The organism is Lysobacterales bacterium (assembly GCA_019634735.1).
GTDB lineage: Bacteria > Pseudomonadota > Gammaproteobacteria > Xanthomonadales > UBA2363 > Pseudofulvimonas.
This window is the reverse complement of record JAHCAT010000001.1, coordinates 204,556-224,489: the sequence shown is the minus strand read 5'-3', so window position 1 is coordinate 224,489 and position 19,934 is coordinate 204,556. Positions and strand designations below refer to the sequence as shown.

General features: G+C 71.7%; 18 protein-coding genes. 11 read left to right on the top strand and 7 right to left on the bottom strand.

Going from position 1 to position 19,934, the window contains the following annotated elements; translation table 11 throughout:
* The first annotated feature begins 380 nt into the window (after positions 1-380).
* The gene (locus KF823_00905) at positions 381-1,481 is read left to right on the top strand and encodes a GGDEF domain-containing protein (protein MBX3724461.1); all 1,101 of its coding nucleotides are present in this window, start codon (positions 381-383) and stop codon (positions 1,479-1,481) included.
* 729 nt (positions 1,482-2,210) lie between these two features.
* On the opposite strand, the gene KF823_00900 is transcribed toward KF823_00905, so the two are convergent.
* From KF823_00900 to KF823_00885, 4 genes are all read right to left on the bottom strand, one after another.
* Positions 2,211-2,714, bottom strand: coding sequence for a hypothetical protein (locus tag KF823_00900; GenBank protein MBX3724460.1), 504 nt, complete (start codon positions 2,712-2,714; stop codon positions 2,211-2,213).
* Positions 2,715-3,181: 467 nt separating this feature from the next.
* Positions 3,182-3,640 carry a cupin domain-containing protein gene (locus KF823_00895; protein MBX3724459.1) on the bottom strand — a complete coding sequence of 153 codons (459 nt, stop codon included), beginning with the start codon at positions 3,638-3,640 and terminating at the stop codon, positions 3,182-3,184.
* Complete coding sequence (locus KF823_00890) at positions 3,633-4,244, bottom strand: sigma-70 family RNA polymerase sigma factor (protein ID MBX3724458.1); 612 nt, start codon at positions 4,242-4,244, stop codon at positions 3,633-3,635. Before KF823_00890 ends, KF823_00895 begins: the two co-directional genes overlap by 8 nt.
* 482 nt (positions 4,245-4,726) lie before the next feature.
* Entirely contained in the window at positions 4,727-5,779 is a 1,053-nt protein-coding gene (locus KF823_00885; protein MBX3724457.1) for an FAD:protein FMN transferase, read from the bottom strand.
* A gap of 129 nt (positions 5,780-5,908) precedes the next feature.
* On the opposite strand from KF823_00885, the gene KF823_00880 reads away from it, so the two are divergent.
* The 4 genes from KF823_00880 (at position 5,909) to KF823_00865 (ending at position 8,742) form a co-directional block, all read left to right on the top strand.
* A complete protein-coding gene (locus tag KF823_00880; GenBank protein ID MBX3724456.1) occupies positions 5,909-6,781 on the top strand; it encodes an SPFH domain-containing protein in 873 nt (290 codons plus the stop codon).
* 12 nt (positions 6,782-6,793) lie between these two features.
* The gene (locus KF823_00875; GenBank protein MBX3724455.1) at positions 6,794-6,979 is read left to right on the top strand and encodes an Arc family DNA binding domain-containing protein; all 186 of its coding nucleotides are present in this window, start codon (positions 6,794-6,796) and stop codon (positions 6,977-6,979) included.
* A 210-nt stretch (positions 6,980-7,189) separates the two neighbouring features.
* Positions 7,190-7,354, top strand: a complete 165-nt coding sequence (locus tag KF823_00870; protein MBX3724454.1) for a DUF4177 domain-containing protein — start codon at positions 7,190-7,192, stop codon at positions 7,352-7,354.
* A gap of 2 nt (positions 7,355-7,356) precedes the next feature.
* On the top strand, positions 7,357-8,742 hold the full coding sequence (locus tag KF823_00865) for a DUF3887 domain-containing protein (protein ID MBX3724453.1): 1,386 nt from the start codon (positions 7,357-7,359) through the stop codon (positions 8,740-8,742).
* A gap of 37 nt (positions 8,743-8,779) precedes the next feature.
* On the opposite strand, the gene KF823_00860 is transcribed toward KF823_00865, so the two are convergent.
* Positions 8,780-10,096, bottom strand: a complete 1,317-nt coding sequence (locus tag KF823_00860; GenBank protein MBX3724452.1) for a hypothetical protein — start codon at positions 10,094-10,096, stop codon at positions 8,780-8,782.
* A gap of 295 nt (positions 10,097-10,391) precedes the next feature.
* Positions 10,392-11,444, bottom strand: a complete 1,053-nt coding sequence (locus KF823_00855) for a phytase (GenBank protein ID MBX3724451.1) — start codon at positions 11,442-11,444, stop codon at positions 10,392-10,394.
* A 147-nt stretch (positions 11,445-11,591) separates the two neighbouring features.
* Here KF823_00855 and KF823_00850 point away from each other — a divergent pair, with 147 nt between their 5' ends.
* Complete coding sequence (locus KF823_00850) at positions 11,592-12,362, top strand: D-alanyl-D-alanine carboxypeptidase family protein (GenBank protein ID MBX3724450.1); 771 nt, start codon at positions 11,592-11,594, stop codon at positions 12,360-12,362.
* 28 nt (positions 12,363-12,390) lie between these two features.
* On the opposite strand, the gene KF823_00845 is transcribed toward KF823_00850, so the two are convergent.
* Positions 12,391-12,825 carry a MerC family mercury resistance protein gene (locus KF823_00845; protein ID MBX3724449.1) on the bottom strand — a complete coding sequence of 145 codons (435 nt, stop codon included), beginning with the start codon at positions 12,823-12,825 and terminating at the stop codon, positions 12,391-12,393.
* Between the two features lie 206 nt (positions 12,826-13,031).
* Between KF823_00845 and KF823_00840 the strand changes: the two genes are divergently transcribed.
* The 5 genes from KF823_00840 (at position 13,032) to KF823_00820 (ending at position 18,637) form a co-directional block, all read left to right on the top strand.
* Positions 13,032-13,667, top strand: a complete 636-nt coding sequence (locus KF823_00840) for a DUF2796 domain-containing protein (GenBank protein ID MBX3724448.1) — start codon at positions 13,032-13,034, stop codon at positions 13,665-13,667.
* A 168-nt stretch (positions 13,668-13,835) separates the two neighbouring features.
* On the top strand, positions 13,836-14,561 hold the full coding sequence (locus KF823_00835) for an ATP-binding cassette domain-containing protein (protein ID MBX3724447.1): 726 nt from the start codon (positions 13,836-13,838) through the stop codon (positions 14,559-14,561).
* 1 nt (position 14,562) lies between these two features.
* Positions 14,563-15,816 carry an ABC transporter permease gene (locus KF823_00830; protein ID MBX3724446.1) on the top strand — a complete coding sequence of 418 codons (1,254 nt, stop codon included), beginning with the start codon at positions 14,563-14,565 and terminating at the stop codon, positions 15,814-15,816.
* Position 15,817: 1 nt separating this feature from the next.
* Positions 15,818-16,306, top strand: a complete 489-nt coding sequence (locus KF823_00825; protein ID MBX3724445.1) for a DUF3299 domain-containing protein — start codon at positions 15,818-15,820, stop codon at positions 16,304-16,306.
* Between the two features lie 192 nt (positions 16,307-16,498).
* Positions 16,499-18,637: a TonB-dependent receptor gene (locus KF823_00820; GenBank protein ID MBX3724444.1), complete on the top strand. Its 2,139-nt coding sequence runs from the start codon at positions 16,499-16,501 to the stop codon at positions 18,635-18,637.
* Positions 18,638-19,934: the final 1,297 nt, after the last annotated feature.

Sequence of the window (19,934 nt, the reverse complement as noted above, 5' to 3'; positions counted from 1 at the left end):
GGATTCCGGCGTTAACCAGCCGCCGCCCCGCCCTCCGGCGGTGCCAGGCATGCCTGCCCTGCCCCTGCCGACCGCCCGGACGGCGCCCTGGCCGTTCCCCGACGTGATCGGGCGCACGCTGCGAGCGCGAACGCGCGCCGGGAATCGGCGATGGATCGTGAACATTGGTGACCGTTCGCCAATTGTGCGAACGCTGTCACCAACAGCCGGGCGCGGCTGTCCTGCAATGGCACCACTACAGGTCCGCCGCAATGACGGCGGGCCAACGCTCAAGTGGTCCCACCCTGCACGGAGTCCGCCATGCCATGGCCGGTCGATCCGCTCCACCCGCACGTCACGTCCCGCCGGTGCGCACCCGGCACCCGTCCCCAGAAGCCGTCGTGAGCCGGCCCAGGTCGCCTGTCGTGGGCCTGGAATCGCGACACGGTACCTTGCGGCGGCTGCGCCAGCGTCTTGCCGAGGATTTCCGGCTGGCGGTGATCCTGCTGTGCGGCGGCTGCACGATCGCCGGCATCCTGCCCTTCCTCGTCACCCGCGCCTTGCGCGGCGAATGGCTGGTGGTGGCGCTCGATGTCCTGGTCATCCTCGCCATCGCCAGCGCCAATGTCTACGCCTGGGTGCGTGGTCGCACGCGCGGACCCGGCGCCTTCCTGGTGCTGGTCAACAACGCCGGTGCGCTCAGCCTGACGCTGATGGCCGGCATCGCCGGCGTGCTGTGGACCTTCCCCGTGCTGCTGATGAACTTCTTCCTGGTGGACCGCTTGCCGGCGCTGTTCGCCAGCATCGCCCTGGTCGCCCTGGTCGCAGCCCAGCCGACACTGTTTGCCGATCCCATGCACGCGGCAAGCTATGCCGTCACCGCCGCCCTAGTCGGCCTTTACGCATTCATCTTCGCCTTCCGGGCGGCGCGTCAGCACGGCCACCTGGAGGGGCTGGCACGTCGCGATCCGATGACCGGTGCCGGCAACCGGCGCCAGATGGAGGCCGACCTGGCCGCGGCAGTGGCGCGCTTCGAGCTGACCCGGCCGGGCATGGCGGTGGCCCTGCTCGACCTCGACCACTTCAAGGGCATCAACGACCGCTACGGCCACGAGGCCGGCGACCGGGTGATCGTCAGCTTCGTGGACCGGGTGCGCGAGTGCGTGCGCGGTCGCGACCGCCTGTACCGCTTCGGGGGCGAGGAGTTCGTCCTGCTGCTGGAGAACGTCGACGCCGCCGGCGCGTTCGCGGCGCTGGACAAGGTCCGCCGGCATGTCGGCATGACCCTGCATGCGCCTGGCGGGCCGGTGACAGTGTCGATCGGCGCCGCGGTGCTGCGCGAGGACGAGCCCTGGCAGCCCTGGCTGGCGCGCGCCGACGCCGCGCTCTACGCCGCCAAGCGCGGCGGCCGTAACCGGGTGGTGCTGGCCGGCACCATGGAACCCTCGGCCAGCGCCGCCAACGAGCCGGCCTCCGACCCCCGCCTGCGGCTGGTGACCTGAACGCCGCAAGCGCCACGGTCGGACGCGATCGCCAAGGCTGCCTGGTCGTCGTCGATGCCGCGCGACGCCGGCACTGAAGACAGGCAGCGCGGTGTGTGCGGCCTTGGCGGTCGGCACGCCACTGTCGCGCTTGAGCCTGGCAGCACGGGGCCGGGCCTGCCCTCTCCCCCGCCCCTCCCCCGCAATGCGGGGGAGGGGAGAAGTGCGGTGTCGCGGCAAGCAAGTTGAAGGCTGAAAAGCGCGGCGCGCTGGATGGATGGCGGGGCTGCGCGGCGCACTGGATGCATGGCGGGGCTGCGCGGCGCACTCGATGCATGGCGGGGCTGCGCGGCGCACTGGATGCATGGCGGGGCTGCGCGGCGCACTGGATGCATGGCGGGGCTGCGCGGCGCACTGGATGCATGTCGGGCAGCGCGGCAAGCAGGACGCAGGCCGGGCAGCGCGACGAGCGGGGGGCGCCTCGAAGGCGCGAATGGTCGAAGCTGCAGCGCGAGGTCGCGTCACCAGGCCATGGTTCGCAGCGGCGCCGATGCTTTGCCGGGTCGTCCGAGCCGGCGGGTTGCTCGCGGCGGCGCCCCACTTCTCCCCTCCCCCGCCATGCGGGGGAGGGGCCGGGGGAGAGGGCCGCCCCAGGGTCGCCGAAAACCTGGAACACCCCAGGGGCCGACCCCGGAAGCCCCGCCGACGTGAACCGCCCTGCCCCACACTGCGCCGGGACGCCGGAGGACCTCAGAACGGCGTGGCGTTGACCCGCGGGTCGAAGGGATAGCCGAAGATGCGGTCGGGATCGGCGAGCGGGAAGGCGCCCTCGTTGATCCAGTCCATGATCACCGACTGCTGCAGCAGGCTGAGATAGGGCGGTCCGCTGCGCGGCATGCGCAGGCCGTAGGCGTCGTCGAGGTTCTCGCAGTTGATCTTACGGAACAGGAAGCTGGCATCGATGTCGTCGGGCTCGACGCGATCGCGCATGGCTGCGGCATTGTCGGCCGGCACATTGACCAGATTGGCGTACGAAACGCCCGGGTCCAGCGACAGATTGCCGAACGCGCCACCGATGTGACAACCGTCGCAGTGCAGGTCGAAGATCGGCTGGACCTGGGTTTCGTAGTCGATGTTGTAGCCCAGCGGCACGGTGGAAAGATCCTCCGGCGAGCAGGCCAGGGTGGGACCGGCCAAGGCGATGGCCAGCAGCGCGGCCAGGCCGGCCGGACGAGGCGAAGTCGGATAGCGCATGTGTGCTCCGTGGGCCGCGCAGCGCGGCCAAAGTGGATCGGACCGGCCATCCTGGCCCCGAGGCGTGACGGTCGTGGTCGCCCTCCCGCCGGGGTCCGCCGCGCCCGCCTCACCGGCGACCGCGCTGACCCCGATGCCTACTTACGGAAAAAGCAACGCAAACCCCTCCCTGCGCGCGGATCATGGCAGCAATCGATGGCAGTGTGGCCTTTGGGTGCTCCGCCGGATCCGACCGCTACCACGCCCCGTGGCAGGCCGACGCTCACGGCCCTGGCGCCCGCCGGCGAGCCGACCGGGGAAAGGCCGACTGGCGCGCCTGCGCGCCGGCGTGTACGCGCTGGCTGCGACCATGGATGGCCGCTCGGCGAAGCGACTGCGCAAGCAGTCGATTCGACGGGAGTGCATCCGGACCTGCACCGGACGGGCGAATTGAAGAACGACCGGGATGGTCGTTTTTCAATTCGCTGCTATCCGCGCGCCTGCGCAGGCAGCAACCCGCTGCGGATCAGCAGTACGGCACCAAGCGCCGAGGCGACCGGCGCATGCTCGGTGCCGGGCTCGGCCAGCAGGTAGTCACCGCTGGCATAGGTTTCGCCGTCGACCAGGACAGCGCCCTGGATGACCAGGCACTCCTCTTCGCTGGCATGGCCGTGGCTGGGCACGCGCGCATGCGGCTGCAGACGCCAGAGGCTGGTCTCGCTGCCGGCAACGGGGTCCCGGCGCAGCGATTTGACCTGGATACCGGGGCACAAGGGGCGCCAGCTGCCCTCGTCGGCGCGCAGCACCCGTGTGGTGGCACCGGCGGCGCGGGCCAGGACCTGCTCGCGCAGCGCGGCCTTGCGCTGCGGCGACAGACTGCGGCCGGGCATCAGGGTCGCCAGCCGCGCCGCCAGCCAGCGGGTCAGTGCATGCGGCCGGTCAGCCATCGCCGCGATCCCCGTCGACGCGCAGGGCCCGGCGCAGGCTGGCCAGCCCCCTGCGCAGATGCGATTTCACCGTGCCCAGCGGCAGCCGCTCGCGCTCGGCGATCTCGGCATGGCTGAGGTCCTCATGAAATGCCAGGGCCACCATGCGCCGCTGGTCCGCGCTGAGCGCGGCCAGGGCACGGTTGATGCCCGTCGCGCCGGCAAGGGCTTCTATCATGGCGGCGGCAGGGTCTTCATCCGGGGCAGCATACGCTCGCGTGTGGCGCTCCGGATGCAGCTCCTCGCAGCGCCGGTGGCGGCGCTCACGGCGAACGCGGTCGACCGCACGGCTCCAGGCCATGCCGAGCAGCCAGGTGATTGCACTGCCGCGCGCGGGGTCGTAGTGGCCAGCCCGCTGCCAGGCCTGCTGGTAGACGTCGCCAGCGACCTCCTCGGCATCGGCCTCGTTCCTCACGATGCGCAGCGCGGTCGCATAGACGCGGTCGATGGTCAGGTCATAGAAGCTGGCCAGCGCGGCCTGGTCGCGGCGAGCCATCGACGCGACCAGCGCAGACAGGGCGTCGTCGCCCTCGAACCGGCCTGCACGCGATTGATTGCCCGTCACCGCCTCTCCACGATCGCTGCGTCAGGCAGTCTCGATACCCAAGCTTCGTGAACGCCCTGCGCAGATTCTGTGAACGCGGCTTCCGCGGGTCGCTGCCACCCTGCCGGGTGCCACGCCCGAGGCGACGACCACCGGCCTCCCGGGTACCTGATCAGCGTCGTGTCTCAGCTCAGGATCGGGACCAAGGGTCAGGACCCGGTGTTCGGTGAGCGGATCGCGCTGTGCTCCCCTCTCCCTGTGGGAGAGGGGCCGGGGGAGAGGGTCGAGGCTGGCCATGATCTGCATCGTTGCCGACCCAGCGGCGTGCGCTGGCCGGGACGGCCCTCTCCCCCGCCCCTCCCCCGCAGGCGGGGGAGGGGAGAAGTGCGGTGTCGTCGCACTCACGTAAAGCCGCCCGGCAACGGGCTGAGACACGACGCTGATCAGGTCCCGGGCAAGGGGGACACGAGGCGCCTGCGCGGCCCGACCCGGCCGACCGCCGTTCAGTGATCGCCCTGCCTGGCAGCCTCGACCTGGGTCCGCCATGCCGGCGTGGCGATCGGTTTCAGGGGGCCGGGCACGGTGTCGCGCACCAGCAGCAATGCCGCAATGTCTTGGCGCTGCGCGAATGCCAGACCGGCATCCGGCCCAAGCACGCTCAGCGCCGTGGCCAGCGCGCCGGCGCGCGTCGAGTCCTCCGCCAGCACGGTGACCGATGCCAGGCCATGGCGCACCGGCCAGCCGCTGTGCGGGTCGATGGCGTGGCCATAGCGCACGCCCTGGTGTTCGAAATGCGCCAGATAGTCGCCGGAGGTGGCGATCGAGGCATCGCGCAGGGCGACGATCGCCACCGGCGGGCCGCCCAGGGGATCGACAACGGCGACCTGCCACGGCCGGCCATCCGGACGCCTGCCGCGGGCGCGCAGCTCGCCGCCGATCTCGACCAGGTAATCGGCCACGCCATGGCGCTCCATGGTCTCGCCCAGGCGGTCGACGGCATGGCCCTCGGCGATCGAGACCAGGTCCAGCATCACCCCGCCGGGCTGCAGCACGCGGCCGCTGCCGGGCTCGTGCCGGAGCCGCTGCCAGCCGATCCGCTGGCGCGCAGCCGCGATCTCCGCGTCCGAGGGAGGCGTGCTGCGGGGCGCGGCGGCACCGAACCCCCACAGGGCGACCAGGGGGCCCACGGTGGGGTCGTAGGCGCCGGCGGTGGCCTCGGCCAGGGCCAGCGCCTGGGCGAGCAGGTCGTTGAAGGGCTCCGGAAGCGGCTGCCAGGTACCGGCCGGCGCCCGGTTGTAGCGGCTGATGTCAGAGTCCGGCTCCCAGGTGCTGAGCTGGGCGATGACCCGGTCGAGCTCGGCCTGCAGCGCCGCCGCCAGGGCTGCGCGGTCCAGTCCGGGCGGGAGCTGCGCCTGCACCGACCAGGTGGTGCCCATGGTTGCGCCGCCGTGCCGCCAGGTGCCCACCTCACCGCCTCTGCAGGCCGCCAGCGCCAGGAGCGCCAGCAGGAACAGGGCGCGTGGTCGGCCGGGCAGCAGGGGCGGACAGGTCCTCATGCCGGGATTATCGCGGCGCGCACGCGCTGGAAGCCGCTGGGCCGGCCCGCCCCGGCCAGGGGGGCTTGACGTCTGATATCATCGTGATATCTTTTCACCATCAGCCCACCCCATCCCCGGAGCCTCGCCATGGCGCACGAACGCCTCGTCAACGTAACCACCGGCCTGCCGGTCCTGCTGTTCCTGCTGCTGGTCAGCGCCGCCACGGTCTGGGCCTTCGTGCACGGCATCCAGATCGCCTCGACCTGGTGGGCCCTGGGCGCCGCGGTCGCCGCGGTGGTGCAGATCATCCTGTACGCCGGATTCTTCGCGCTCGAGCCCAACCAGGCCGTGGTGCTGACCCTGTTCGGCCGCTACGTCGGCACCGGCCGCGATGCCGGCCTGCGCTGGGCCAACCCCTTCTACGGCAAGCGCAAGCTGTCGCTGCGCGTGCGCAACTTCGAGAGCGGCAAGCTCAAGGTCAACGAACTGGAGGGCTCGCCGATCGAGATCGCCGCGGTGGTGGTCTGGCAGGTGGTCGACAGCTACGAGGCCAGCTTCCAGGTCGACGACTACGAGAACTTCGTGCATATCCAGTCCGAGGCGGCGCTGCGCCAGATGGCCACGCGCTATCCCTACGACCTGCACGAGGGCGTCGACATCGCCCTGCGCAGCCATGGCGCCGAGATCGCCGGCGAGTTGCGCACCGAGATCCAGGAGCGCCTGGCGACCGCCGGCGTGCAGGTGATCGAGGCGCGCATCAGCCACCTGGCCTACGCCGCCGAGATCGCCCAGGCCATGCTGCAGCGGCAGCAGGCCGGCGCCATCATCGCCGCGCGCGCGCGCATCGTCGAAGGCGCGGTCAGCATGGTGCACATGGCCCTCGACCAGCTGCGCGCCGGCGGCCAGATCGAACTGGACGAGGAGCGCCGCGCGGCGATGGTGTCCAACCTGCTGGTGGTGCTGTGTTCGGACCGGGCGACCCAGCCGGTGGTGAACACCGGCACCCTGCACACCGGCTGAGCGCGGACCCCGATGACCGAACGCAAGGCCTACCCGTTGCGCATTTCGCCGGCCGTGCTGGAGGCAGTGCAGCGCTGGGCCGACGACGACCTGCGCAGCGTCAACGCCCAGATCGAGTTCCTGCTGCGCGAGGCGCTGCGGCGCAGCGGGCGGCTCAAGCCCAGGCCGCCGGCCGAACCGGTCCAGGACGACGGCTGACGGGCTGGCGAACGACCGCAATCCGGCCGCGGCCAGGCAGGGCCGCGCTGCCAGGAGAACGCGCAGACCGATCCTTCGCCGGCCGCCGGTCCCGAATTGCTCGCGACGGATGACCCGCGCGACCACCCGCGACCTTGGTCGCTTCACCGCCACCCTGGCGCACCGGCCGGCCCATCGCGCCGACCCCAGATCACCAAGGAATCCGCACCCATGAAACGCTGGCAATACCGGACCATCGAACTCAAGCCGACCCTGCTCGGCGGCCTGCCCCGCGACCTCGACCAGATCCTCAACCGCGAGGGCGCACAGGGCTGGGAGCTGGTCAACATGTTGCGCGGCGCCCGCGTGCGGCTGGTCTTCAAGCGGGAGAACTGACCATGCGCCGGCCACGCCCCACCCTGCTGCCCGTCCTGCTCTGCATGCTCGCGCTGCCCGGCCTTGCCGCGGCGGCGGCGGTCGATGCCGAACTGCGCGAGGAGCGCGTCGCGGCGCTGCTGGACGCCTTCGCCCAGGGTCGCGTCGAGGATGCCGGAGCGCACTTCGACGATCGCATGCGCGCCGGCCTGCCACCGGCGCGCCTGTCGGAGGTGCGCGAGGCCCTGTCCGCCCAGCTGGGCCAGGTGCGCGGCCGTGGACTGGCCCGGCACGGCTGCAGCGAGGGTGTGGCCACGGTCTGGCAGCAGGTCGACTTCGAGCGCGGCGCCCTCGATGCGCGGGTCGGCTTCGACGACGAAGGACGCATCAGCGGCTTCTTCCTGGTGCCGCCGCAGCAGGCCACGCCCTGCCCCGGCGCCGCGCCGGCGCCGGACAGCGCGGACGACGCGGCGACCCTGCCCGCCGGGGTCCGCGAACTGCCGGTCACCGTCGATGCCGGCGACTGGCCCCTGCCCGGCCGGCTGACCCTGCCGGCGGGTCCGGGGCCCTTCCCTGCCGTGGTGCTGGTGCACGGCTCCGGCCCCAACGACGCCGACCAGACGGTGTTCGCCCGCGCGCCCTTCCGCGACCTGGCCCACGGCCTGGCCTTACGCGGCATCGCCAGCCTGCGTTACGACAAGCGCACCCGGGTGCATCCGGCGCGCCTGCAGGCGCGCCACCCGGACCTGACCCTGGATCACGAGGTGGTCGACGATGCCGTGGCGGCGCTCGTGCTGCTCACCGATCGCCCGGAGATCGATGTCGCCCGGCGTGTGGTGGTCGGGCTCAGCCTGGGCGCGCTGATGGCGCCGCGGATCGCGCGCCGCGCTCAGGACGCCCGCAACGCGCCGGCGGGCGTCGCCCTGCTGGCCGCGCCCAGCCGCCCCCTGCAATGGATCGTGGTCGCCCAGGTCGAGTACCTGGCGGCGCAGCAGGGGATCGCCGACACCCAGATCGCCGAACTGCGCCGGCAGGCAGCGCGCATCGATGCCCTGGCCGCCGGGCACGACCCGGGCGCCGAGCCCCTGATGCTCGGCCTGCCAGCCGCCTGGTGGCGCGACCTGGCCGGCTACGACGCCGTGGCCACCGCGCGCGACCTGGGTCTGCCGATCTTCATCGGCCACGGCGGCCGCGACTTCCAGGTCACCGATGCGGACCTTGCCGGCTGGCAATCCGGCCTGGCCGGCCATGAGCTGCTCACGGTGCGCACCTGGCCGGCGCTCGACCACCTGCTCGGCGCCGGCGAGGGACCCTCGTATCCGGGCGACTACCAGCGCGGCGCGCCTGTCGCGGCCGAGGCGATCGAGGACCTGGCCGCCTGGATCGCCGGGCTGCCCGCAGCACGCTGACCGTTGCCATCAATGGCTGAGTGCGCTTCGAGCGACTTCAGTCCGCGACCTCGAAGCCGTTGGCGAACAGCCGGTCGTTGCCGCCGACCCGGAACACGTGGACCAGCGGCCGGTCTTCGAAGGCTTCCGGCTGGATCACGTACAGCACAGTGCGAACTTCGTCGAAGGCGATCGCGCCCAGTTGCGCCCGGCAGGTCGGCCAGAACGGCGGGCCCGCGCGCAGCCGGGCATGGGGCAGCACCTGCCAGGCCGGCACGGTGCCGGCGGCGACCGCGGCCAGGTCGCGCGGCGAATAGAACAGGATCTGCGATTCGTAGGGGTCGCAGTGGTAGCCCTGGATGCCGAAGTCGCAGTCGCCCGGTTGCCCCAGTCCGTAGCGCTCCGCGCCGAGCGCCTTGCGGCCGGCCACCAGCACCGCGTCGCGACCGCCGCCCTGGGCATATACCGCGCCGCTCCAGTCGTCGCAGGCCCGGTACTCGGGAAAGTGGTTGCCGCCGGACGGGTAGTGCAGCAGGGCGATCGCACCGAGATGGCTGCCTGGCGCCGGTGGCTGGCCGTCCTGCCAGGGCGCGTAGGCGAACAGCGCCGGGCCGCGGCTGCTGCCGCAGCAGCCGGCCTCGCGATGCCGGCCCGAGACCAGGCTCTTGCCGCCCAGGTGCTGGTCGGCGAACGCCTGCGGCAGGTTGAACAGGTAGCGCGCCGTGCGCATGCTGTGGAACACCGGGTCGCCGGCCGGACCCAGGCGCCAGGGCCCGGCCGCCGCGGGCTGGGACAGGTTCAGTCCCGACTGCCCATGACTGGGGAAATCGATGCCGGCGACGTTGTAGTACTCGTACACGGTCCAGTAGAGAAGATCTGCGGACTGCCCGGGCTGCGCGGGCCGCCAGGCCAGGTCGCCGAAGTGGTCGACGCCGGCCTGGGCGCGCAGGCCGCCCGTGAGGTCGGCGAACGGCTGCAGGGTCTGCGCCACCGGCAATTGCGCGTATCCGGCCGCGTCGAAGCTGGCGGGGATCGCCGGTGCCGGGATGGAGATCTCCGAGACGCGCTGGTGGTGGGCATGGCCGCCGCCGTACAGCGAGCCGGGAAAGCCGTCGGCGCCGCCGCCCGGATCGCCGGTCGGCACATAGGTCAGCGCCCGGCCGCCATAACTCCAGGATTGCGGGCCGTCCTCGGTGCCCGGCAGGCGGAAGGCGCCCAGGTAGACGAGGTCCTCAGGTCGCAGGTCGTCGGGCGCGGTGCCGTGCGCATTCGAAGGTACGCGGTCCGTCGATGCTGGTACGACCGGCCGCGGCGCGCCGGCAAGCAGGCCGGCAAGGATCAGGATCGCTGCACGGGCAGCAGGATGTGTGTGCATGTGGGCTCCCCCCGGCGCCGGTTGTCGCAGCAGGCTCCCAGCTTGGCGGATTTCCTGCTGTGCGCAAGCGCACAGTTGTCTGGGGGACCGGGGACCGGGGACCGGGGACCGGGGACCGGGGACCGGGGACCGGGGACCGGGGACCAGGATGCGGGATCGGGATCGCAAAGGGGGATCCGGGCTTGGAGACTGGAGGGGCGAAGCATTTGGCCTGTCGGGAAGTCGTGTGGACCGACGCGGGCACCATTGGGCGGGCCAGGGCCTTGACGGCGCGTCGCCGCGGGGGGACTGATCCTCAGGTGCCGCAGTCGTCGCGCAGGCCCATGGCGGTGGCGATGTCCCGCCAGTCGAAGGCCATCACCGCCTCGTCGTCGTGCTGGGTGAACAGGGCCCCCTGGCGGAACGGGCCGTAGCTTCCGGCCTGGAACCAGATGCCGTCGATCATGCGGCCGATGCCGGGCCGGAACGCGCCCAGGTGGGCCAGGGTGACGCGGTCGAACACCTGGATGCGCTGGTCGTGCTGGTCCTGGTCGGAGACCAGCACATAGCCCTGGTCGTCGGGACAGGTGGCCAGGGTGATGCCCTCGGGTTCGAAGCGGAACACACCGGTGCCGAAAACCGGTCCTGTGTAGTTGCCTTCGAGGTCGTAGACCTTGATGTTGAGCTGGCTGTCGTGCTCGTCGGCGACCAGCAGACGACCTTGGGTGGGGTCGCCCCAGATCGACTCCACTCGCAGCAGCCGGCCCTCGCCCCGGGTCTGGCCGAACGCGCGCAGCAATCGCGACTGCAGGCCATCCCCCCCTACCGTGACTTCGTAAAGCTTGACCCTCTCGCCCAGCGCCGAGTCCGGCGGCACCTGGCGATCCGGGGTGTAGTAGCTGTCGGTGACATAGACGCGGTAGCGGCCCTCGCCTTGCGGCCAGACCCAGGCGCCGTAGGGCGTGTGCAGTTCGGCCTCGCCGAAGCTGCCCAGCGGCAGGTTGCGCGCCAGGTCGATGACCTGGACGCGGGCGCCGTCGCGTTCCACGACGAATGCCAGGTCGCCGGCCACGAACAGGCCGTTTGGATAGCGGAACTGTCCCGCGCCCTCGCCTTCCGAGCCGAGCGGGCGCAGGAACCGGCCGTCGGCGGCATCGTGGATGCGCAGGCGTCCGCCGCTCTTGGCCGTGGCCACCAGTTGCCAGTCCCCGGCCGGCGTGATCCAGACCGCGACCGTGTCGAGCACGTCGGCGCGCGCCGCTTCGCTGACCCAGCGTGCCTCGACGACGGGCAGCTGCCTTGGGCCCTGCAACGCGCACCCCGACAGCAACAGCAGGGCGCAGCAGAGGAGCCGGGGAGTCCAGGTCATGGGGGGCACCGATCGGGCAAGGCGGCGAGATTAGCGCAAAGCGCGCAGGCCGATCGCACCGTCTCGCGGGCGACCGCATCCTTCGGCCGCCCGCGTCCGTCCCTGACGTTGGAAGCTGGCAGACTAGCGCGGGTGCGTGACCGAGCGATGACATCCCAGCCCGACCTGCTGCTCAACGGCCTGCGCTGCGCGCTGCAGATCTCCCGGCCGGCCGGCGCGCCGCGCGCGTCGCCGCCGCAGATCGTCCTGCTGGACAAGGCGAGCGGACGCCCGCTGTGGCAGGACCGCGCAGGCCGCAGCCGCCAGCGCCCGACTCGCGCGGCGCTGCGGGAACTGGACCTGCTGCGCGACCGGCTTCGCCGGCCCGGCCGACCCGGCGCTGCGCCGGACCATCGTGCCTGGGCCGCGCAGGCGACCCGCGCGCTGGCGCGTCTGGACATCGCTGCCGATCTGCCGCGACGGCGCGGCCTGACGCTGTGTCCGGAGCCGCCCTGCCTGCACGCGTTCGGTCGCGACCTCGCCGACCGGACGGTCTGGCTGGTCCCCGCGGCCGGGCGGGCCTGGTCGCGCATGCGCGATGCGGCCGCCGATGAAGGAATCCGCCTGCGGGTGGTCTCGTCATGGCGGAGCCTGCTGCGCCAGGAGGCCCTGTTGCGGGCGAAGCTCGCTGCCGGCCGGACCCTGGCACAGGTGCTCGAGGTCAATGCCCTGCCCGGCTACAGCGAGCATCACCTGGGCACCACCCTGGACCTGCACGCAGGCGAGGGACCGGTGCTCGAGGAGGCCTTCGAGGCGACCGCGGCCTTCGACTGGCTGCAACGCCACGCCGGCGGCTTCGGCTTCCGGCTCAGCTACCCGCGCGGCAACCGCCACGGCATCGCCTACGAGCCGTGGCACTGGCGATGGCATCCGCCGTAGCCAGCCCGGCTGTCGAGGCGCGTTCGCCTCAGGTCGGCGCGCCCTGCGGCCTGCCAGGCCGTCGGTCGAAAGCCCGCAGGTTGCTCCAGTGCGCCAGGGCCAGCAGCACCCCGCCCAGCGCCAGCAGACCGGCATGCAGCCAGCGCCCCGGAAACAAGCGCGACAGGGCCAGCAGGAAGCTGCCGGCGCCGAGCAGCGCCAGACCGCCGGGCAATAGACGGCGATGGCGTCGCCAGCCCAGCACCAGGGCGGCAGCCGCCCAGGCCAGCGCGACCGCCACCAGCCAGCCTTCCAGTGCCTGCAACCGCAACAGGCCGATCGCCAGCGGTCGCAACGGGTCCTGGAAACTGTGCAGGGCCAGCACCAGGCCTGGCAGCAGGGCGAACATGACGGGCACCATCAGGCAGTGCAGCGCACACCCCAGCGCCAGCAGCATCCCGACCCGGTCCAATGTGCGCTGCATGTCGCTCGCCTCGTAGGGATTTCCGCATCGCGGGCGTCAGGATGGCCGGCATCGTTCGCCGCTGACGATCATCCCGGCTGCCGGTTGCCGGGCCCGTTGACGTTACTGTATAACACTTCGACCTGCCGAGGCTGCGCGTGCACAGGGAACCCAGCCCGGCGGCCACGGTCGAACCGCCTTTCACCTCACCTCCTGGAAATGTCGCCATGACCCGTCTGCTTCCCACCGTCCTCCTGCTGGCCTCTGGCGTCGCCGGCGCCCAGGTCGAGCACCAGCACGGCGCCCACGTGCACGGCGTTGCGCAGGCGACCCTGGTGGTGGCGGAGGGCACGCTGGCCCTGGAACTCACCGTGCCCGGTATGGATCTCATCGGCTTCGAGCACGCCCCGCGCGACGAGGGCGATCGGGCCCGTATCGAGGCCGCCCTGGCCACGCTGGAAGCCAGCGCGCAATGGCTGGCCTTCGAGCCTGCCGGCAGTTGCGTGGTCGTGCACGCGGAGGCCCACACCCATGGCTACAAGGCGGTCACCCATGCGGATGACGAACCCAAGGACGCCCACGGGCACCACGCACACGCGTCGGAACCGGCCAGCGATGCCCACCCGCATGGGCACGGGCACGACCACGGCAAGGATCACGATCACGACCACGATCACGGCGATGGCCACGGCGAGTTCCACCTGGAACTGCGTGGCACCTGCAGCGGTCGCCCTGGCCATGCCGTGCTGTCGCTGGACCGGCACTTCGAAGGGCTGGGCACGGTGCGCATCGACCTGATCGCCGGCGACCGCCAGGACCGGGTCGAGCTGCCCCACGGTCGCGGTCGCGTCGACCTGCGTTGAGGCCACGCCGCGGCGGCGGCGGCGCGCCCGCGGCCGCCGCGTGCCGCCGACGATCCGCGCGGCGATTGGCCGCACCCCGCGCGCGCTTCAGCCGGTCCGTCGCAAGGTCTTGACCGGCACCGTCTATCCTTCGGAATCCCTGGCAGGAAGGACCGCATCGACACCGCCATGCCCGAGACGACACCGCCCGTCGTGGCCCTCGAAGCGCTGCGCTTCGGCTGGCCCGGCCAGCCCGACCTGCTCGACCTCGACGATCTGCGCATCGCGGCGGGCGAACGGCTGTTCCTGGAAGGCCCGTCGGGCAGCGGCAAGAGCACCCTGCTCAACCTGCTGGCCGGCATCCTGGTGCCGCGGGCGGGGCGGCTGCGCGTGCTGGGCCAGGACCTCGCCGGCCTGCGCGCCGGTGCCCGCGACCGCTTCCGGGCCGACCATGTCGGCTTCATCTTCCAGCAGTTCAACCTGGTCCCCTACCTGGGCCTGGTCGAGAACGTCACCCTGGGCTGCCGGTTCTCGCCGGCGCGGCGCGCCCGGCTCGGCGATGCCGCGGCGCAGGCGCGCGAGGCGCGTCGCCTGGTCGCCGCCCTGGGCCTGGATGTCGACACCCTGGATCGCCGGCCGGTCACCGGCCTCAGCGTCGGCCAGCAGCAGCGGGTCGCCGCGGCGCGCGCCCTGATCGGCGCGCCCGAGCTGGTGATCGCCGACGAGCCGACCTCGGCGCTGGATGCCACCGCGCGGGCCGCTTTCGTGGAACTGCTGTTCGCCGAGGTCGAGCGTGCCGGCAGCGCCCTGGTATTCGTCAGCCATGACCCGGCCCTGGCCGCGCTGTTCCCGCGCAGCCTGTCGCTGCCGGCGCTCAACCGTGCCGCCGCCGTTTCTTCCACGGAGGTCGCCTGAGATGCTGCGCCTGGCCCTGAAGAGCCTGCTCAACCGCCGCGGTACGGTGCTGCTGACAGTGTTCACCATCGCCATCAGCACCGCCCTGCTGGTCGGTGTCGAGCGCCTGCGCGGCGAGACCCGCAGCAGCTTCGCCAGCACGCTGTCGGGCACCGACCTGATCGTTGGCGCCCGCGCCGGCACCGTCCAACTGCTGCTGTACACCGTGTTCCGGCTGGGCGAACCGACCGCCAATGTGTCCTGGGAAACCTACCGGCGCATCGCCGATTCGCCGATGGTGGCCTGGACGGTGCCGCTGTCGTTGGGCGACTCGCACCGCGGCTACCGGGTCCTGGGCACCACCGGCGACTACTTCCAGCACTACCGCTACGGCAGCCGCCGCCAGCTCGAGTTCAGCGCCGGCGTGCCCTTCGACGGCGTCTACGAGGCGGTGCTGGGCGCCGAGGTGGCGCGCGCCCTGGGCCACCGCGTCGGTGACGAATTGGTCGTCGCCCATGGCATCGGCCGGGTCAGCTTCGCCGAGCACGACGACAAGCCGTTCCGGGTGGTCGGCGTCCTGGCCGCCACCGGCACGCCGGTCGACCGCACCGTGCACGTGCCGCTGGCCGGCATCGAGGCCATCCACCTGGACTGGCAGTCCGGCGCGCGCGTGCCCGGCCGCGCCATCTCCGCCGAGGACGCGCTGCAGCAGGACCTGACGCCGCGTTCGATCACCGCCTTCCTGGTCGGCATGGAGAACCGCGTGCAGACCTTCACCCTGCAGCGCCAGGTCAACGAGTACCGGGCCGAGGCGCTGAGCGCCATCCTGCCGGGCGTCGCGCTTCAGCAGTTGTGGAGCCTGACCGGGGTCGCGGAGAACGCGCTGCGCATCGTCGCCGCCTGCGTGGTGGTGGTCGGCCTGCTGGGCATGCTGACCGCCCTGCTCACCACCCTGAACGAACGGCGACGGGAGATGGCGATCCTGCGCTCAGTCGGCGCCCGACCGCGTACCATCCTCGGCCTGATGGTGCTGGAGGCGAGCGCCCTGGCGGGCGCCGGCCTGCTGCTGGGACTGGGCCTGCTCTATGCGATACTCGCGGCGCTTCGCGAGCTGGCCGCGACCCGCTTCGGCCTGTTCCTGGGCATGGGCCCGCCCTCGGTACCGGAACTGCTGGCCCTGGCCGGCATCCTGGCCGGCGCCCTGCTCGTCGGGCTGGTGCCGGCCCTGCTGGCCTACCGGCGCTCGCTCAGCGATGGCCTGACCGTACGGATCTGACATGACTCGACTGACTGCCCTGCTCGCCTGCCTGCTGATCGCTGCCGCCGCTGCCTTTGCCAGCGACACGCCCCGCGAGCTCGACTGGCTGGAGCTGATGCCGGAGGACGAGCTGGAGCAGCTTCGCAACGCGCCGCCGGTGGACCACAGCGGCATGTTCACCATGGAGCAGCAGGGCTCGTTCCGCACTGTGCAGGCCTTGCACGAGCAGCGGATCCGGATGCCCGGCTACATCGTCCCGGTCGACGTCGACGACAACCAGAAGATGTCCAGCTTCTTCCTGGTCCCCTACTTTGGCGCCTGCATCCACGTACCGCCGCCGCCGCCGAACCAGATCGTCTACGTGACCCTGGCGACGCCGATCGATGTCACCGACATCTACGATGCGTTCTGGGTCGAGGGGACCCTGCGGGTCGAGACCGTGACGAAGGATGTCGCGGCCTCGGCCTACGTGCTGGCCGCGAACAAGGTCAGTCTCTACGAAGGCTGAGGAACCCGGCTTCGGGGGTTCGCTTCACCCCTGGCACAGGGCGGCGCGTCGCGCATCGGGCGCATGCCGATGGCATAGCGCCTGAGGGCTTCCAGGCAAGCAAGCCCGCCTCAGGCGTGTCGCTTGGTGTCGCCGGGGAACGCAGGCATTGCCGCTCCGCACCCCGTCCTGCGCACCTTGCAATCCGGCCAGATGACGTTACGCTATAACATTCTTGTCCAAGGAAGCCCTGCCATGCGTGTTCGCCCCCTGGCCACCGCCATCGCCGCACTGCTCGCAACGCCCATCGCCTTGCCCGCCTGGGCCCAGACGCATTCGGAACGCGAGCGGGAACTGGACACCGTGGTGATCCAGGCCACGCCGCTGCGTCAGGTCGGCGACGACGCGGCGCGACCCATCGAAGTGCTGGCCGGGCCCGCACTGGACGACAGCCGCGCGTCGACCCTGGGCGAGACCGTGTCCCGCCTTCCTGGCGTGCAGTCCAGCTACTTCGGCGCAGGTGTGGGCCGGCCGATCATCCGGGGTCTGGAAGGTCCGCGGGTACAGGTGCTGAGTGAGGGACTGTCGACCCAGGACGTATCGACGGTGAGCGTCGATCATGCGGTGACCATCGAGCCGTTCCTGGCCGACCAGATCGAGGTGCTCAAGGGACCGTCCACCTTGCTGTTCGGCTCCGGCGCGATCGGCGGTGCGGTCAATGTCGTCGACGGCCGCATCCACGAGCAGCCGTTGGAGGGCATCAGTGGCCGCGCCGAGATCCGCGGCAATACGGTGGCCGACGAGCGGGCCGGCATGTTCCGCATCGATGCCGGCAATGGACCTTGGGTGTTCCATGCCGACGCCTGGTACCGCCGCACCGCCGACTACCGGATTCCCGGCGAGGCAGAGCGGCACGACGACCACGACCACGAGCACGGCCACGATGACGACGACCACGGGCACGGCCATGGCGGCCGCCTGGAGAACAGCGCGACGCGCAACCGTGGCGGCGCCGTGGCGGTCAGCCGGGTCGGGGAGCGCGGCTTCCTGGGCATCGCCCTGAGCCGCTTCGAGAGCCGCTACGGCCTGCCCGGCCACAGCCACCACCACGACGACGAGCACGAGCACGATCTGCCGGTGGGCCTGCGGGCGGTGCACGACGACGACGACCACGACCACGAAGACGTGACGCTCGACATGCGGCAGAACCGTGCCGACCTGAAGGGCGCATTGAACGATCCGTTCGCCGGCCACGAGACGCTGCGCGTGCGCGTCTCGCGCTCGGACTATACGCACACCGAGTTCGAAGGCGACGAGGTCGGCACCGTGTTCGACAACAAGGCGCTGGAGGCGCGCGTCGAGCTGGTCCATGCGCAGATCGGCGGCTGGCGTGGCGCCTACGGCATCCAGGCGGGCCGCCGCGACTTCGAGGCGGTCGGCGAGGAAGCCTTCGTGCCGGGCTCGCGTGGCAGCGATGTCGGCCTGTTCCTGGTCGAGCGGCGGGAGTGGGATCGCTTCAACCTCGAGCTGGGCGGCCGGGTCGAGCGCAACCGCATCCGGCCCGATTCGGACGACCACGCCTCGGTCAGCTTCACCGGCGTCAGCGCCTCGGCGGCCGCGGAATGGCGGTTCACCGAGAGCCTGCACCTGCGCCTGGGCCTGGACCGCGCGCAGCGCGCGCCCAGCGCCGAGGAGCTGTACTCCGACGGCGAGCATGTCGCCACCCAGGCCATCGAGCTGGGCGACGCCGAGCTCGGCAAGGAGACCGCGAACAACATCGAGCTGGGCCTGCACTGGCATGGCGAGCGCGTCGACTTCCGGGCATCGGTCTACCGCACCCGGTTCGACGACTTCATCTTCCTGGCCGACACCGGCGAGGAGGACGACGGGCTGCCGATCCGGCAGTGGTCGCAGGCCGATGCCGATTTCCAGGGCGCCGAGGCCGAGTTGAAGGTGACCGTGGCCGATAACGCCAGCGGTCGCCACCAGGTGCGCCTGATGGCCGATACGGTGCGCGGCGAACTGCGCGACGGCGGCAACCTGCCGCGCATCTCGCCGGGTCGGTGGGGTGCCGGCTACGCCTGGTCGATGGGCAGCTGGCGCGCCGGGGTGGATGCCATGCGTTACCGCGCCCAGGACCGGGTGGCCGAGTTCGAGACGGCGACGGAGGGCTACACCCTGGTGGGCGCCGACCTGGCCTGGTCGTTCATGGCCGGGGGCACCGAACTGGAGCTGTTCGCGCAGGGCCGCAACCTGACCGATCGCGAGGCCCGGGTGCACACCTCCTTCCTGAAGGACCAGGCGCCGCTGCCGGGTCGCTCGGTGGGCTTCGGGGTGCGCGCGTTCTTCTGAGGAGCTCGGGCGGTCGCAGCGCAGGCATCGCGCGCTGGCCGGGCTGCCCTCTCCCCCGCCCCTCCCCCGCCGTGCGGGGGAGGGGAGAAGTGCGGTGGCTCGGCAGGTATGAGGGCGTGGAGTATGCCGGCCCAGCCAACGTTGCCGCACGGCGGCCTCTGGTCTCCAGCACTGCCGGTCCTCAAGTCTCCAGCACTGCCGGTCCTCAAGTCTCTAGCGCGGCTGGTCCTGAAGTCTCCAGCACGGCTGGCCCCCATGTCTCCAGCACGGCTGGCCCCCATGTCTCCAGCGCGGCTGGTCCTCGAGGCTCCAGCACGGCTGGCCCTCACGTCTCCAGCACTGCTGGTCCTCAAGTCTCCAGGGCGGGTGGTCCTGAAGTCTCCAGGGCGTCTGTCCTCCCGGCTCCAGCGTGGCGATCCACTCGACTCCGGGGCACAGCGGTCACGTCGACTCCGCGGTGGGGCGGTCCTGGCGACTGCGGAGCGTGGCGGTCATGTCCAGCCGGCGGCACGGCAGTTCTGTCGTTGCCCTCGCAGCGTGGTAACCCGGTCTCGCTCGTGCCGATCGGGTCCGGCCTGCGCTGCGGCGCGGTGGTCCGGTTGCATTCGCGGCACCGCGGTGCTTTCGTCTTCTGCGGCCCGCTGCGCCTTTCGCCTTCGTGGCAGGACGGGTCCGCCAGGTTTCCAGCTGAAGTCGGCGACGGCTCGACGACCATGCACACCCCTGGGCTTGAGCATGAGCGTTCGTACTGCAGACCTTCCCGATGCCGGTGGGGGAGTGTCCACCCGCCATGCCTCGCAGACCGTTCGCCGGAGTTCGTCCGGCCCGGACTCCGTCCTCGCCCAGGCGTTCGCGGATGGCCGTCGGGATCGGAGGCGCGCCACCGCCGATCGCGCGAGCGCCTTGCGACGCGCACGTAAGCCGCTGGCAATCGCCCGGTCGAAGCATGCAGAATAGGCACGCAGCGTGCCTTGCCCTCCACGTGCGCATGACGTGTCGCCACGTTCGGCACCAGAGGGCAACGGCACGCTGCACCCCCTCTTTGCCACCTGCTGGCGGATCGGGCGGCCGGCGTCGGCGGCACACGAGGGGTCGGGGAGCGCTGCAACGGAGCACGGTGCCGGCGCGAGCCGAGATCACCAGCACTGCAACGGGCCGGCGACCGGGAAACAGCAAGTCCACGCTTGGCGGCCAGCCTGGCGCGGCCGCAGAAGCGCGGACCTCCACCCCGCAGGCGCCCCCGCCGCTTTCGCAAAGCGCGTCCCCGCAGCGGTCCGCCTCGTCGTTCGCGGGCGGG

Coding starts and splice junctions, on each gene's coding strand:
- KF823_00870 (MBX3724454.1), top strand. CDS start 7,190: ATGAAACGCTGGCAATACCGGACCATCGAACTCAAGCCGACCCTGCTC.
- KF823_00880 (MBX3724456.1), top strand. CDS start 5,909: ATGGCGCACGAACGCCTCGTCAACGTAACCACCGGCCTGCCGGTCCTG.
- KF823_00825 (MBX3724445.1), top strand. CDS start 15,818: ATGACTCGACTGACTGCCCTGCTCGCCTGCCTGCTGATCGCTGCCGCC.
- KF823_00875 (MBX3724455.1), top strand. CDS start 6,794: ATGACCGAACGCAAGGCCTACCCGTTGCGCATTTCGCCGGCCGTGCTG.
- KF823_00895 (MBX3724459.1), bottom strand. CDS start 3,640: ATGGCTGACCGGCCGCATGCACTGACCCGCTGGCTGGCGGCGCGGCTG.
- KF823_00840 (MBX3724448.1), top strand. CDS start 13,032: ATGACCCGTCTGCTTCCCACCGTCCTCCTGCTGGCCTCTGGCGTCGCC.
- KF823_00885 (MBX3724457.1), bottom strand. CDS start 5,779: ATGAGGACCTGTCCGCCCCTGCTGCCCGGCCGACCACGCGCCCTGTTC.
- KF823_00820 (MBX3724444.1), top strand. CDS start 16,499: ATGACGTTACGCTATAACATTCTTGTCCAAGGAAGCCCTGCCATGCGT.
- KF823_00845 (MBX3724449.1), bottom strand. CDS start 12,825: ATGCAGCGCACATTGGACCGGGTCGGGATGCTGCTGGCGCTGGGGTGT.
- KF823_00835 (MBX3724447.1), top strand. CDS start 13,836: ATGCCCGAGACGACACCGCCCGTCGTGGCCCTCGAAGCGCTGCGCTTC.
- KF823_00900 (MBX3724460.1), bottom strand. CDS start 2,714: ATGCGCTATCCGACTTCGCCTCGTCCGGCCGGCCTGGCCGCGCTGCTG.
- KF823_00850 (MBX3724450.1), top strand. CDS start 11,592: ATGACATCCCAGCCCGACCTGCTGCTCAACGGCCTGCGCTGCGCGCTG.
- KF823_00865 (MBX3724453.1), top strand. CDS start 7,357: ATGCGCCGGCCACGCCCCACCCTGCTGCCCGTCCTGCTCTGCATGCTC.
- KF823_00855 (MBX3724451.1), bottom strand. CDS start 11,444: ATGACCTGGACTCCCCGGCTCCTCTGCTGCGCCCTGCTGTTGCTGTCG.
- KF823_00860 (MBX3724452.1), bottom strand. CDS start 10,096: ATGCACACACATCCTGCTGCCCGTGCAGCGATCCTGATCCTTGCCGGC.
- KF823_00830 (MBX3724446.1), top strand. CDS start 14,563: ATGCTGCGCCTGGCCCTGAAGAGCCTGCTCAACCGCCGCGGTACGGTG.